Here is a 12,738-nt window from a genome sequence, read left to right on the forward strand (position 1 = left end):
GTCAGAATTCCCCTTACTTTGGAGAGATGGATTTCAATTCATTTTTGAAATTCGAGGGGTTAATAAAATACTAATCAAATAAACAATATGAAAAAAATACTATATGCAAGTTTACTCTTATCAGTAACGGTTTCTGCACAATATAAAGACTTCAATCTCATCAAAGAAGTCAAAGTTAAAAACAAAGGTGTGGTTGTCTCTGCCCATCCGTTGGCAAGTGAAGCGGGTTCAAAGATTATGAAAGAAGGCGGAAATGCTTTTGATGCTGCCATTGCAACTCAATTGGCATTGGCTGTTGTGTATCCGCAGGCCGGTAATATCGGCGGTGGCGGATTTATGGTTGCGGTAACTTCTGATGGGAAAAAAGTAGCGTTAGATTATCGAGAAACAGCACCGTCCAAAGCAAGTTTCGATATGTATTGGGATAAAAAAGGCAATGCCAATACAGATTTGTCACAATATGGGCGACTGGCAGTTGGTGTTCCCGGAAGCATCTCCGGAATGTTTGAAACCTTGAAATATGCAAAACTTCCATTTTCAAAATTGATAGAACCGGCAATAGATCTGGCACAAAAAGGTTTTGCTATTACAGAACAGGAAGCTGATCTGCTAAATCGTCATCAAGCTGATTTCAAAAAACATAACAAAAATAAGATTGTTTTTATTAATGACAAAGGCTGGAAAGCCGGAGACCTTTTGATCCAGCCGGAGTTAGCAGAAACTTTAAAAAGAATTCAAATAGCTGGGGAAAAAGAGTTTTATGAAGGAAAAACAGCGGAACTAATTCTTGCCGAGATGAAACTCGGGAACGGAATTATCCAGGCAAAAGACCTTAAAAACTATAAAACCAAAGAAAGAAAAGCTCTGACCTTTGATTATAAAGGAAACGAAATTGTATCAATGCCAATGCCTTCTAGTGGCGGAACTTTGCTTGCACAGATGTTGAAAATGGCTTCCTATGAAGATCTTTCCAAATATCAGCAAAATTCGGCAGAAGCAGTGCAAATAATGGTAGAAGCGGAAAGAAGAGCTTATGCGGATAGAGCAGAATATATGGGTGATCCCGACTTTACTGAAGATAAAACATCAATGTTGATTTCCGATGAATATCTCAAAAGCCGTTGGAAATCTTACAATCCCAATCAGTCTACAGCAAGCAAAGATGTGGGAACAATTGTGAAACAGCCGCAAGAAAGTATGCAAACCACACACATCTCAATCTTGGATAAACTCGGGAATGCAGTTTCCATCACTACGACACTTAATGGTTATTATGGTAGCAAAACGGTGGTTTCCGGCGCCGGATTTTTTCTGAACAACGAGATGGATGATTTTTCGATTAAACCTGGTGTGCCGAATATGTTTGGTGCCGTAGGCGGCGAAGCTAATAAGATAGAGCCGGGAAAAAGGATGCTGTCATCGATGACACCAACGATAGTGTTAAAAAACGGGAAAGTAAGAATGGTAGTTGGAACGCCTGGCGGAACGACTATTCCGACATCTGTTTTTCAGGCGGTTGTAGGTGTTATTGACTTTAATCAAAATGCTAATTTCGCCATTAATACGCCGAAGTTTCACCATCAATGGCTGCCGGAGGTGGTGAAAGTAGAATACGATTTTCCGGAGACAACAATTAAAGCGCTTGAAAAAAAGAATTATAAATTCGAGAAAATCAAACAGATTGGCAAAACCGAAATCATTCTGATAGATGATCATCAGAATATCCACGCTGTAGCGGATGGAAGAGGCGACGATTCTGTAGCGGTAGAATAAATGATTACTCTTAAATAAAGACAAAAGCAAGGCTTCCAAAATTTGGAAGCCTTGCTGCTATTATTTGATTTCGATAAGTTTTGGTTCCTGCTTTTTAGCTTTCTCGGTTTTCGGGATTAAAAGTCGCAGAACGCCATTGTCATAAGTGGCTTCTATGCGTTCTTCATCCACGACATCCTTGGCTAGTTCAAAACTTCTGCTGAACGATTGGTAGCTGAACTCTTTGCGCATATACTGTGCATTGTTTTCCTCTGCCTTCGTCTTTTTCTCAGAAGAGATGGTAAGCAGATTACCTTCCAAGGTGATTTTGAAATCCTGTTTTTCCATTCCCGGCGCTGCTACTTCTACTTCAAACCGATCATCCTGCTCTTTGATATTGACGGATGGAAGTGTAGAACGGGTAGATGAAAAATTATTATTGCCCCAGTTAAAAAGTTCGCGGCTGAAAAAGTCATCGAACAGTGTTCTCGGACTGGCAGGGAACAAGTCGCCAGTGTTTCTCTTTACGATTGACATAACAAACTAGATTTAAAAGGTTTAACAATTATTTTAATGAACTCACCAATCATATTTCCAACAATATGCCAGATATAGGATGTAGAAATTTTGTCATTTCCAAAGTGAAATTTTGTCATACAAAAAAGGCTTCCAAAACTGGAAGCCTTTTTATCTATTATTCTGAATTATCTCGCAATATTCACCGCTCTGGTTTCCCGAATCACGGTGACTTTTACCTGGCCAGGGTAGGTCAGTTCGTTCTGAATTTTTTCCGAAATGTCATAAGACAATTGATACGCATTTTCATCATTCACCTTGCCGCTTTCTACCATTACTCTGAGCTCTCTACCAGCTTGAATCGCATAGGCACTTGAAACACCTTCAAAACTCAATGCTGCTGCTTCCAGATCCTTCAGTCTTTGAATATAAGATTCCAGAACTTGTCTTCTTGCGCCTGGTCTGGCTCCGGAAATCGCATCAGCCACCTGAATGATAGGTGATAGGAGAGAAGTCATTTCAATCTCATCGTGGTGAGCCCCAATCGCATTGATCACTTCTGCATTCTCGCCATATTTTTCTGCCCATTGCATTCCAAGAAGGGCGTGTGGCAATTCAGATTCCTGCTCAGGTACTTTCCCGATATCGTGTAGCAAACCAGCTCTTTTCGCCAGCTTAACATTAAGGCCTAATTCTGCAGCCATCGTTGCAGCGATGTTAGCAACCTCACGAGAGTGCTGTAACAAGTTTTGACCGTACGAAGAACGGAACTTCATCCTACCAACAATCTTAACCAATTCCGGGTGCAGGCCGTGGATACCAAGGTCAATGATTGTTCTCTTTCCGACTTCAATAATCTCTTCCTCAATTTGTTTTCTCGTTTTTTCAACTACTTCCTCGATTCTTGCCGGGTGAATTCTTCCGTCAGTTACCAATCTATGTAGGGATAGTCTCGCGATTTCTCTTCTCACAGGGTCGAAACAGGATAATAAAATGGCTTCTGGTGTGTCGTCCACTATGATTTCGACACCTGTAGCCGCTTCCAATGCACGGATGTTTCTACCTTCACGCCCAATGATTCTACCTTTGATCTCGTCTGATTCAATATTAAATACAGAAACCGAATTCTCAACCGCCTGTTCCGTTCCAATTCTCTGGATAGTCTGAATAACGATTTTTCTGGCTTCATTCTTAGCATTCAGTTGGGCTTCTTCCATTATGCTCTGAACGTGTGCCTGAGCTTTGGTTTTAGCTTCAGCCTTCAGAGATTCTACCAATTCATTTTTCGCTTCTTCTGCGGAATAGTTGGAGATTTTTTCCAGCATCTCTACTTTTTGAGCAGTAGCGACATCCAGATCGTGTTGCTTTTTCTGAATAATTTCCAGCTTTTTGTTGTAGTCATTAATCTGCTTCTCAAGATCTTTTTCCAGCTTTCCGGCTTTGCTGAGTTCGTCGTTCAGCTTGTTTTCTTTATCTTTTGTACGCTTTTCCGCCTCTTGCATTTTCTTCTCTCTCGACTGGATGTCCGCATCGTGCTGAGACTTCAGTTCCAGGAATTTTTCTTTGGCCTGAAGTTGCTTTTCTTTTTTAACGGCTTCTGCCTGTACATTCGCTTTTTCTATAATGTTTTCGGCGCTTTTCTTGGCATCTTCGATCATATATTTCGCTTTTGAATTGATAGCGCTTTTCCCGAAGAAAAGTCCACCAACAGCTCCGATAAGAAGTGCTACAACACCGATAATAATGGTAATTGTGTCCATAAATTTATATATATTGAGTTTTAATTGTCTCTTTAATTGTTGGAAGTCAGAAGTGGGAAGATGGATGTTTTTCCACTTAAATTTTCTATTTTTTACTTCCCGCATCCGTCATCAATCTTCCATCTTAAATAAAAAAACCTACAACAGTTCAGTTATAGAGTAAACTCCATAAAAACACGATTTGGACTGATTTTCATTGTCTGTAATCTGCGCAAGGCAGCACGCCATCTAATGAACTTTCGTCCGGTAATTTTTAATTGTTGAGTTTACTTCTTTGTGTTAGAACTATTGTAGGCAACTTGTAAACCGGAAAATTACTTTTCCAGCTGTTCCAAAAGCGTATTAATCTTACTAATGCGCTCGTTTGTATTTTTAATATTTTTTTCGTTGTTTAAAGAATATACTTCTGCATTGGTTCCCAGTTTCAAGGCACACATCGCAAGAGCATCCTGTTTGTCTCTTACATCGAAGCTAGCCTCGAAATCCTTGATCATACTTTCTATCTGTTTTCCTACTTTACGAAGTGTTTCTTCTTCGGCAGCAGGAACATTCAGCGGATAATTTCGCCCAGCAATATTGATTGTTATTCTTCTAAAATCCATCTTTATAAACCGCTGTTTTGTAGTTCGGAGACGCACATGTCAATTTCTTTGACCAACCTGTTGATGTGATTCTTCATCAGTCGGTTGTGTTCTGCGTTCCCGGATATTGCTGAATAGAGCTTTAATTCTTTATTTTCTTCTACTAATATCTGGTTTCTGCGTTTTTCTTCTGCATGGTCTTCTTTCAACTTTTGTAGCTCATCAGATAATTCTGCATGTTTTTCCGAAAGATTCTTATACTTCTTGTAAAGACCGAGAATCTTTTTTTCCAAAACAGAAAAATTGTTTTCTAATTCACTTAACATAACCAGAGTTAAATTCTAACTTTTACAAAAATAGGAAAAATTAATGATGAATTAACAGGATATTGTTCTTTTCTGGAAATGATGGGTTTTTTGTTTGATTTATAAGGATTTAAAATTTCTGAACGGTAGAGAATTGTTGATTTGGGTTAAGATTTTGTGTTTTTTGCGCAGCTGCGTGAGGGCGGAAGGCATTGTTGGAGCTCTCCGCCTTTGGCGGAAGCGACTGCCTGTAGACCGACCTGCTTGTCCCGATGCAATCGGGACAAAAGGGCACGCCCAAAAAAAGCTTCCTGAAGAGAAAGCTTGGTTGATTTTATTCGAATTTCAGAACGAACATAAATGCCCGCGTTTGCATTGTGGAAATGGCTGGTGTCCAATACGGCGGCGTGGTTGCTTTGTCCTGAACCAGCTCGTTATTGGTGAAGAATGTTCCCCGGATGGCTGGCGTTAGCTTGAATCTGCTGAAGTAAAACTGAATCCCAATCTCTGCTGACCAACCGAAATTATGTGTGGTAGTACGGAAAGTATTCACACTGTTGTCACCTTCGGAAGTCTCGTTGGACTGGAGGTTCATCAGATAATTGACCCCAACAGCTGCGTAAGGACGAGAGTTGTACCAGCGGTCGCCGTGGACTTCTAACAAAATGGGAACGTCAACATAAGTGGATTTTATCATTCTTTTTTGATCCACATCAGTTGGAGGATCAATATTGGGTGTTACACTTCCGTCGGGCAATATAAAACCACCCGGAAATGCTGCATTGACTTTATCAAAAGTATTGAAGGTCAAATCTCTTTGAACGAAATGCAAACCTGGTTCTATCCTGAGATCCAGATAATAATTAAGTCTCATTTTTCCAATCAATCCGGCGCCGAAGCTGTAAGTGGATTTGGATTCTACCAAATTTTTGTTGCCATCCATCCCATAAGCAGGATTGAGAACCATTTTGTAATCAAAATTGTTACCGGCCAGGTAAAATCCGTAACTGAATTTTTCCAGATCCATACCTTCTCTATTCTCCTGTCTGTCCCTGGTTCTGAACAAGTTGTTGAAAGTCTGAGCCTGAAGTTGATTTCCGATAAGGATGACGGCTGCTGATAAGATCTTGATAAATAGATGCTTCATTCTACTTTGTAGCTTTATAAATGGTGGCTATTCCTAAACTTAGTTTTTTGTATTCAACTTTTTTGAAACCTGTATTCAAAAGAATGCTTTTCATTTTTTCTCCAAAGGGAAATGCGTTTACAGAATCCGGAAGATACGTGTAAGCACGATTGTCTTTAGAAACCAAACGCCCGATTGCAGGCAAAATGTTCTTAAAATAGAACATATAAAAAGGTCCTAAAAATCCTTCGACTTTAGAAAACTCTAAGATATAAATACTTTTGTTTTCTTTCACCACTCTTCGGAGTTCTGACAATCCTTTTTCCAGATTTTCAAAGTTTCTTACTCCAAATGCAACGGTAACGCCATCAAATTTATTGTCCTCAAACGGAAGTTGTTCCGCATCGCCCTTCTGCATCGTGATCTTGCTGTCAAGATTTTGTTTCTTGATTTTCTCAATTCCAACGTTCAACATTTGTTGAGAAAGATCGAGTCCGACAACATTAGCGCCGGTTCCTTTCTGAACGGTAATTGCCAGATCTCCGGTTCCTGTTGCAACGTCCAAAACCAATTTTGGCTGGTCTTGCTTCAGCATATCTACCAACTTGTTTCTCCAAAGCACATCAATTTTCATGGATAAAACGTGATTCAAAAGATCATATTTTGGCGCAATGTTGTCAAACATATCTTCTACCTGACTTTTCTTGCTGTTTTCGGAGTTATATGGTGTTACGTTGTTGTGTTCCATTTTATAGTTGATAAATAATAATTGATAAACGATTGCTCCAACCGAATCATCAAAATTTGTAATAATTGTTATAATAATTAATGAAATCCTGCTTTCTGAAAATCTTAGATCTGCTTTCAACTTTTGCTACATTTTTGATCACGCGGTCATAATCTTCGTCCAGGTTATAGTAAAAATCTTCAGAATACAGCTTGTTCATTTTCTTAACATCGCCAAGATAAAGCTTCTTGTCAATCTCGATTCCCGGTTTTGTCGCCATCAGCGAATCTTTGTTCAAACCGTAGCCATAATATTGATTGTTGATATAATAATCTTTGTGTGTGATATTAAGAAGACCTCTTACCTTGTTTACTGTAAAGGCAGAATCGTAAAGCATTTGTTTGTTCTGATCAAAAACCTGAATCTTGTTTTTCCCTTTTTTAAGGTCAACTTTAAGATATTGTCCGGCAGACAACACTTTTTCTTCGCCATTATTGACTTTGAAATAATAAGTTTCCGGCGTAGGATTGTCCACCAAATAATAATTCGGTTTTGCCAAAAACAAAAAGTAAACAGCAAAAGCAAATCCCATTGCCAACAAAGAAAAAATCAAACCTTTTACAGATGCGCTCAGATTTTTCATAGAATGATTAAAGGTGCGAATTTACGGATTTTTTCTGACCCGTCATTCTGATATTAATCAAGGCTTTGATTAACGAAAAATAAAACTTCCGTGTCTCTCAGGTTTTCTATTTTTTGAGGATTGAAATTGAATTCCGGAGCTTTGGTTCCGTTTTTCAGATTAAGATTTGGATTTTTGAAAATCAAAGCCTCATCCCAAAGATTTTGATTGATGAATTCCTGTAACGTAAAGCTTCCGCCTTCGATAATCACAGACTGAATTTGTAATTCATATAATTTTTCTAAAATCTGATTAAGTGAATTTTCTCTTACTATTTTAATGAATTTCAGATTTTTATCTTCTAAGTCCTTAACCGAATTAAAAATAATTGTTTCTGCTTCGTCATTATAAATATTAGAATTTTCAGAGACTTCCAGATTGAAATCAATCAAAATTCTAATAGGATTTCGACCTTCGATTTCTCTTACCGTCAAGCTCGGATTGTCGTGAAGCGCAGTATTTTTTCCAACTAGGATTGCGTGTTCTTCACTTCTCATCTGATGAACCAATTGCTTGGAAAGAGAATTGCTGATTTGAATTGGTTTGAAATCTTTATCCATAAAACCATCCGCAGATTGTGCCCATTTCAAAATAATGAATGGTCGTTTTCTCTCGTGATAAGTGAAAAATCGCTTATTCAGTTGTCTGCATTCATTTTCCAAAATGCTGGAAACCACTTCGATTCCAGCTTCAGTAATGATTTTTTTTCCTTTTCCATTCACTTTATCGTGACTGTCCATTGCGCCAATGACCACTTTTTTGAAGCCTAATTCTTTGATTTTAAGAGCGCAAGGTGGCGTTTTTCCAAAATGAGCGCAAGGTTCCAGTGAAACGTAAATGGTGGATTCCGGGATCAGATGTTGGTCTTCGTCTTTAATGGAATTAATTGCGTTGATTTCTGCGTGTGGTTCGCCTGCTTTCTTGTGAAAGCCTTCGCCGATAATTCGGTCATTATAAACGATTACCGAACCAACTAAAGGATTGGGGTAGGTTTTTCCTAAAGCTTTTTCGGCTAATTCGATACATCGTTTGATGTAAAACTCATCATCATTTTTAGCTTCTGACATCTTAACTCTGACTTCTAATAAAATTTATTTCTTCGGTTCTACCGCAGTCGGTTTGTAAGTTACCATCGGAACTGCAGTCGTAATGACCGCTTCCATCAGTCGGCTTCTTTCTTTGGATAGAGTTTTGCTTGAGTATTTCAAATCGCCGGCAATTCTTTTTGAATAAGAAAAAATCACGAACGACTTTTTGCCATTGGTATCAAAATTTTTGAATCGATCAATATTATATTCTGCGTAAGATTCGCCTTCTTGTGGAACAACCGTTACGAGGTAATCTACAATGATTTCCTTGCCATCCGGACTTTCTGTTACGCTCACAAAAGAATATTTATCCTGAGTTCTTTCCTTTCTTTTCTCAACATATTCCACTTTTTGTTTTACAGCCGTTTCGATATCAATTTCTTTATCAAAGTATGAAATGTTAATGAGTTCCTTATAATTTTTGAAATCATCATCTCTTAAAATATATTGCTGCTGCGCCCATGTCGCTGAGTTTTGCTTGCTCCAAGCCAGGAAATATTCATTGCCATTAAATGTCAACGGACCCGGAATATTAAGTCTGTCAATCACTTCAACAGGAGCAGGAGCTGTAGTTTCTTCTGTTTTAGTTTCCTGAGAGTGAATAAGGGATGAAAAAGCTAAGCCGATTGAAATAGCAAGTAGGTTTCTGATTTTCATATATTTTAGATTTGTTGTTTGTATCTAATTACCTTCTAATTTATTTTTCAGAATCAATTTCCTTTAGGATTTGATTAATCTGATTTAATGCATTTTGATATTCATCTATCAAGCCTTTACTATTATAACTCAAATTAGAATAATTAGACTGCATTCTTTGACTTTTATAAAAATCGGATAAATTAAGATTACCGGGATCCGCATCTTTTATTTTCAGTTGTTCAGAATTTATAAAATTAACTCTGAATGTAAGATTAGGTAAAGTTTGTTGATAATATGCCAAAATTTGGTTCTTTAAAGAATCGTTTTCTATTGTTCCAATTTTACCACTCGATTTGAAACCTTCATATCTTCCAACATTGAAAGCAGAGCCCAAAAGATAAAAATTTGAATGAGAACCTACCAAACTGTCTGTTACAGGTATTTTTTTGTTTTTTAAAGAGAGAATAAATTTATAATCACTATCAAGACTTGACAATATTTTTTTATTTTCTTCAATCAGTTTTGCATCTGCTTCCAGATCAGTTTTCAGTTCTTTTAGAAATTTGTTAGATTCTTTTTGCTCGTGTCTGTGCTCGCTCCAGCCGTGAAGCCAGATAGAAAGTGATACTGCAAAAACAATAATAAAGATTTCGACAATGATTTCTTTAATTTTTTCGTTGACTGTATGTTTTGGATTTTTTACAGTTTTATAAATTTTTCTGGAATGTTTGCTGATTTCTTCTTGCATAAACTATTGTTTTTGTAGTTGTCAAAAAATTAAATTCTATTTTAATTCTTGCGGAATTTCACAAACAGGAATTGGATTCATCTTATGTTGAGTTGCTCTGTTGAATCTCAGATAGATTTCCATCACTTCTTTTTCTCTCCCGCTAAAATCTTCTGCATTTTTTCCTGCGATCTGCTGTTCCATTGCCCATTCCAATTCCGGATAAGTGGCGCCAATTTGATCTTCATCCGTTCTTTCAACTTCCCAAAGTCCATCTGTAGGTTTTGCTATCTGAATGCTTTCAAGAATTCCTAGTTCTTTTGCAATTTTGTAAACCTGAGTTTTATAAAGATCAGCAATAGGAGAGATGTCAACGCCACCGTCACCATATTTTGTAAAAAATCCGACTCCGAAATCTTCCACTTTATTTCCTGTTCCGGTTACCAATAATCCGTTGATTTGACCATAATAATAAAGTGTTATCATTCTCAGTCTTGATCTTGTGTTGGCTTCTGCAAGATTTTTATTCGGCGATTCGTCTTTGTAGCCTTCTGTTGTTTTTTCAAAACTTTCAAAAGTAGGCGTCAAATCAACCCGGAAACCTTCTACATTAGGATAATTAGCTTTCAGAAAATCGATGTGATCCTGAGCTCTGTCTACCTGATCAGCCTTTTGACGAATTGGCATTTCCAAAACCAAAGTTTGCAGTCCCGTTTTAGCTGCTAAAACTGAAACTACAGCGGAATCAATTCCTCCGGAAACGCCTACTACAAAACCTTTTGAGTTAGCTTTGGTTGCATAATCCTTTAACCAGTTGACGATATGATCTATTACTTTTTGTGTCTGCATTATTTTTATTTTCTTTTATTTTTTTCTAATTCGTACCAATTACAAATATCACCTTTATCAAGAAAAGTTCCTTTATTTTCAAAACCTAATTTTGTGAGAATGTAATTGGAAGATTCATTTTCAACATCAGCGTAAGCATAGATTTTATCAGCATTAAGTTGATTGAAGCCAAGATCTAATGAAGCTATTGCTGATTCGGTTGCGTAACCTTTTCCCCAGAATTTAGGAAGAAAACGATAGCCTAATTCATATACATTTTTAAAACCGTTCACTTCTTCTGTCAAAAGTTTAATTCCGCTCCAGCCGATAAACTGATTGCTTTCTTTTTCAATAACTGCTAATCTCCCTGTTCCGTTTTTTTCGTATTGATTAATGATATTCTCAACCATTTTTGCAGATTCTTGTTTGTTGATCACAGGTGGAACTCCAACATATTTCATCACTGCAGGATTGCTGTCTAGTTGAAAAATATTATCGACGTCATCTATTGTTATCTTTCTTAGCGTTAATCTTTCTGTAAATATTGGGAGCTTCATCTATTAAAATTGTATTTTTGCTTTTCGAAAATCTTAATGTAAAAATAATGAAGTTTTTCCGATATATCACGATTTCTGCAGTTTTAGTTTTTGGATTGATTTCCTGTAAAAAAGAAAATGAAAACCAATGGAATGTCGAAATCAAAAATCCGGTCAAAAAAGTCGAGGTCACAGATCTATCCGGTGAGTTTTACAATTCATCGGTGAGTTTGGACGATTTCAAAAAGAAATATCCCTGGTTTCAAGGCTCTGTTCCGGATTCTGAATATGGTGAAAGAAGAAAAGATACAATGGAAGTTCGCATTTATAAAGAAGCGATTTCCAAGATTGATAAAACTAAGTTAAATAAAGATTTAATCGATCTTTTTTCACGTATCAAAAACTATTTTCCGAATTTTATTCCACCTCATATTTACCTTTATTCATCGGTTATTGATCCTCAAAATGTAACGGATCCGATATTCCTGAGAGAAGATCAGAATATGCTTTTTGTTGATATTACAGGTTTTCTAGGAAATGGAAACAAGAACTACAAAGGTTTAGAATTATATTTTCAAAAATCGATGAATCCGGAAAATTTGGTTCCTAAAATTTCGGCATTTTTTGCAGCAAGATTAGTTCCTGTGCCTTTGGATCAACAGAAATTTCTTGATCAAATGGTTTATCAGGGAAAGATTCAGATTCTCCAAGACGCATTTTTACCTAATGTTTCAGATTATTTGAAAATTAATTATACCAAAGAACAATACGATTGGGCGGTTGCTAATGAAGCTAATATCTGGAATTATTTTGTGGAAAGCGATTTGCTTTTCAGTGCTGACCCAAATCTTTCCGAAAGATTCATCACGCCTGGACCATTTTCAAAATTCTATACGGAAGTGGATAGAGAAAGTTCCCCACAAATCGCGATCTGGACAGGCTGGCAGATTTGTAAACATTATCTGAAAGCACATCCGGAAGAAAAACTACAAGTGTTTTTGAAAAAGAATGCAACAGAAATCTTCAATGGTTCAGAATACAGACCAAAATAATTATTAGTTATGAATTATTAATTATGAGTTTCATTTTCAGAATCACTTAATTTCTAAATATTTAAAATTTTATAAGAATAAAATCAATGAAAAAAACAAAAATCGTTATAGACGTAGAGCTGGACGATAATCACGTTCCGGAAAAAATGTTTTGGAAAGCCGAAGATGGTGGAATCAAGAGACAGGAAACCAAAGCTGCGATGATTTCCGTTTGGGATAGCAAAGCTATGGAAGCACTTAGAATCGATCTTTGGACAAAAGATATGCCTGTTGACGAAATGAAAAGGTTTTTCCACCAAATCTTAATTTCCATCGGACATACTTACGAAAGAGCAACCAGTGAAGAAGATGTAGCGCAATGGATTGGAGAAATGGCTGAGGAATTTGCTGTGAAGTCGGCGATAAAAATGTAATAATTG

Annotated in this window: 15 protein-coding genes; 3 read left to right on the forward strand and 12 right to left on the reverse strand. The window is 37.0% G+C overall.

Annotation, left to right across the window (positions count from 1 at the left end; all coding sequences use genetic code 11):
* The first annotated feature begins 87 nt into the window (after window positions 1-87).
* Window positions 88-1,773: a gamma-glutamyltransferase gene (gene ggt, locus BXY58_RS06005; RefSeq protein ID WP_120212924.1), complete on the forward strand. Its 1,686-nt coding sequence runs from the start codon at window positions 88-90 to the stop codon at window positions 1,771-1,773.
* A 60-nt stretch (window positions 1,774-1,833) separates the two neighbouring features.
* Here the strand turns inward: ggt and BXY58_RS06010 are convergent, their stop codons facing one another.
* The 12 genes from BXY58_RS06010 to BXY58_RS06065 all read right to left on the reverse strand — a co-directional run bounded on the left by BXY58_RS06010 (window position 1,834) and on the right by BXY58_RS06065 (window position 11,288).
* Window positions 1,834-2,289: an Hsp20/alpha crystallin family protein gene (locus BXY58_RS06010; protein ID WP_120212925.1), complete on the reverse strand. Its 456-nt coding sequence runs from the start codon at window positions 2,287-2,289 to the stop codon at window positions 1,834-1,836.
* A 167-nt stretch (window positions 2,290-2,456) separates the two neighbouring features.
* Window positions 2,457-4,028, reverse strand: a complete 1,572-nt coding sequence (gene rny / locus BXY58_RS06015) for a ribonuclease Y (RefSeq protein ID WP_120213250.1) — start codon at window positions 4,026-4,028, stop codon at window positions 2,457-2,459.
* 314 nt (window positions 4,029-4,342) lie between these two features.
* The gene (locus BXY58_RS06020; protein WP_120212926.1) at window positions 4,343-4,630 is read right to left on the reverse strand and encodes a cell division protein ZapA; all 288 of its coding nucleotides are present in this window, start codon (window positions 4,628-4,630) and stop codon (window positions 4,343-4,345) included.
* A gap of 2 nt (window positions 4,631-4,632) precedes the next feature.
* Complete coding sequence (locus BXY58_RS06025) at window positions 4,633-4,935, reverse strand: hypothetical protein (RefSeq protein ID WP_120212927.1); 303 nt, start codon at window positions 4,933-4,935, stop codon at window positions 4,633-4,635.
* A gap of 313 nt (window positions 4,936-5,248) precedes the next feature.
* Entirely contained in the window at window positions 5,249-6,061 is an 813-nt protein-coding gene (porT, locus tag BXY58_RS06030; RefSeq protein WP_120212928.1) for a type IX secretion/gliding motility protein PorT/SprT, read from the reverse strand.
* Window position 6,062: 1 nt separating this feature from the next.
* Window positions 6,063-6,788: a bifunctional demethylmenaquinone methyltransferase/2-methoxy-6-polyprenyl-1,4-benzoquinol methylase UbiE gene (gene ubiE / locus BXY58_RS06035; RefSeq protein WP_120212929.1), complete on the reverse strand. Its 726-nt coding sequence runs from the start codon at window positions 6,786-6,788 to the stop codon at window positions 6,063-6,065.
* A gap of 49 nt (window positions 6,789-6,837) precedes the next feature.
* Window positions 6,838-7,410 (reverse strand): hypothetical protein, encoded by a 573-nt coding sequence (locus BXY58_RS06040; RefSeq protein ID WP_120212930.1) that lies wholly within the window; start codon window positions 7,408-7,410, stop codon window positions 6,838-6,840.
* Between the two features lie 53 nt (window positions 7,411-7,463).
* Window positions 7,464-8,516 (reverse strand): bifunctional diaminohydroxyphosphoribosylaminopyrimidine deaminase/5-amino-6-(5-phosphoribosylamino)uracil reductase RibD, encoded by a 1,053-nt coding sequence (gene ribD / locus BXY58_RS06045; RefSeq protein WP_120212931.1) that lies wholly within the window; start codon window positions 8,514-8,516, stop codon window positions 7,464-7,466.
* A gap of 24 nt (window positions 8,517-8,540) precedes the next feature.
* Window positions 8,541-9,194: a hypothetical protein gene (locus tag BXY58_RS06050; protein ID WP_120212932.1), complete on the reverse strand. Its 654-nt coding sequence runs from the start codon at window positions 9,192-9,194 to the stop codon at window positions 8,541-8,543.
* Between the two features lie 40 nt (window positions 9,195-9,234).
* Window positions 9,235-9,924, reverse strand: a complete 690-nt coding sequence (locus tag BXY58_RS06055) for a hypothetical protein (protein ID WP_120212933.1) — start codon at window positions 9,922-9,924, stop codon at window positions 9,235-9,237.
* A gap of 36 nt (window positions 9,925-9,960) precedes the next feature.
* On the reverse strand, window positions 9,961-10,752 hold the full coding sequence (gene nadE, locus BXY58_RS06060) for an NAD(+) synthase (protein WP_120212934.1): 792 nt from the start codon (window positions 10,750-10,752) through the stop codon (window positions 9,961-9,963).
* Window positions 10,753-10,757: 5 nt separating this feature from the next.
* Window positions 10,758-11,288: a GNAT family N-acetyltransferase gene (locus tag BXY58_RS06065; RefSeq protein ID WP_120212935.1), complete on the reverse strand. Its 531-nt coding sequence runs from the start codon at window positions 11,286-11,288 to the stop codon at window positions 10,758-10,760.
* A gap of 47 nt (window positions 11,289-11,335) precedes the next feature.
* Between BXY58_RS06065 and gldB the strand changes: the two genes are divergently transcribed.
* Window positions 11,336-12,319 (forward strand): gliding motility lipoprotein GldB, encoded by a 984-nt coding sequence (gene gldB, locus BXY58_RS06070; protein ID WP_120212936.1) that lies wholly within the window; start codon window positions 11,336-11,338, stop codon window positions 12,317-12,319.
* 86 nt (window positions 12,320-12,405) lie between these two features.
* Window positions 12,406-12,732, forward strand: coding sequence for a gliding motility protein GldC (gene gldC, locus BXY58_RS06075; RefSeq protein ID WP_120212937.1), 327 nt, complete (start codon window positions 12,406-12,408; stop codon window positions 12,730-12,732).
* The last annotated feature ends 6 nt before the right edge of the window (window positions 12,733-12,738 follow it).

The sequence above is a fragment of the Epilithonimonas arachidiradicis genome (genome assembly GCF_003610695.1).
GTDB classification, from domain to species: Bacteria; Bacteroidota; Bacteroidia; order Flavobacteriales; family Weeksellaceae; genus Epilithonimonas; species Epilithonimonas arachidiradicis.

Excerpts from the sequence above, each read along its gene's own strand:
- ggt (WP_120212924.1), top strand. The coding sequence starts at position 88 with ATGAAAAAAATACTATATGCAAGTTTACTCTTATCAGTAACGGTTTCT.
- BXY58_RS06010 (WP_120212925.1), bottom strand. The coding sequence starts at position 2,289 with ATGTCAATCGTAAAGAGAAACACTGGCGACTTGTTCCCTGCCAGTCCG.
- rny (WP_120213250.1), bottom strand. The coding sequence starts at position 4,028 with ATGGACACAATTACCATTATTATCGGTGTTGTAGCACTTCTTATCGGA.
- BXY58_RS06020 (WP_120212926.1), bottom strand. The coding sequence starts at position 4,630 with ATGGATTTTAGAAGAATAACAATCAATATTGCTGGGCGAAATTATCCG.
- BXY58_RS06025 (WP_120212927.1), bottom strand. The coding sequence starts at position 4,935 with ATGTTAAGTGAATTAGAAAACAATTTTTCTGTTTTGGAAAAAAAGATT.
- porT (WP_120212928.1), bottom strand. The coding sequence starts at position 6,061 with ATGAAGCATCTATTTATCAAGATCTTATCAGCAGCCGTCATCCTTATC.
- ubiE (WP_120212929.1), bottom strand. The coding sequence starts at position 6,788 with ATGGAACACAACAACGTAACACCATATAACTCCGAAAACAGCAAGAAA.
- BXY58_RS06040 (WP_120212930.1), bottom strand. The coding sequence starts at position 7,410 with ATGAAAAATCTGAGCGCATCTGTAAAAGGTTTGATTTTTTCTTTGTTG.
- ribD (WP_120212931.1), bottom strand. The coding sequence starts at position 8,516 with ATGTCAGAAGCTAAAAATGATGATGAGTTTTACATCAAACGATGTATC.
- BXY58_RS06050 (WP_120212932.1), bottom strand. The coding sequence starts at position 9,194 with ATGAAAATCAGAAACCTACTTGCTATTTCAATCGGCTTAGCTTTTTCA.
- BXY58_RS06055 (WP_120212933.1), bottom strand. The coding sequence starts at position 9,924 with ATGCAAGAAGAAATCAGCAAACATTCCAGAAAAATTTATAAAACTGTA.
- nadE (WP_120212934.1), bottom strand. The coding sequence starts at position 10,752 with ATGCAGACACAAAAAGTAATAGATCATATCGTCAACTGGTTAAAGGAT.
- BXY58_RS06065 (WP_120212935.1), bottom strand. The coding sequence starts at position 11,288 with ATGAAGCTCCCAATATTTACAGAAAGATTAACGCTAAGAAAGATAACA.
- gldB (WP_120212936.1), top strand. The coding sequence starts at position 11,336 with ATGAAGTTTTTCCGATATATCACGATTTCTGCAGTTTTAGTTTTTGGA.
- gldC (WP_120212937.1), top strand. The coding sequence starts at position 12,406 with ATGAAAAAAACAAAAATCGTTATAGACGTAGAGCTGGACGATAATCAC.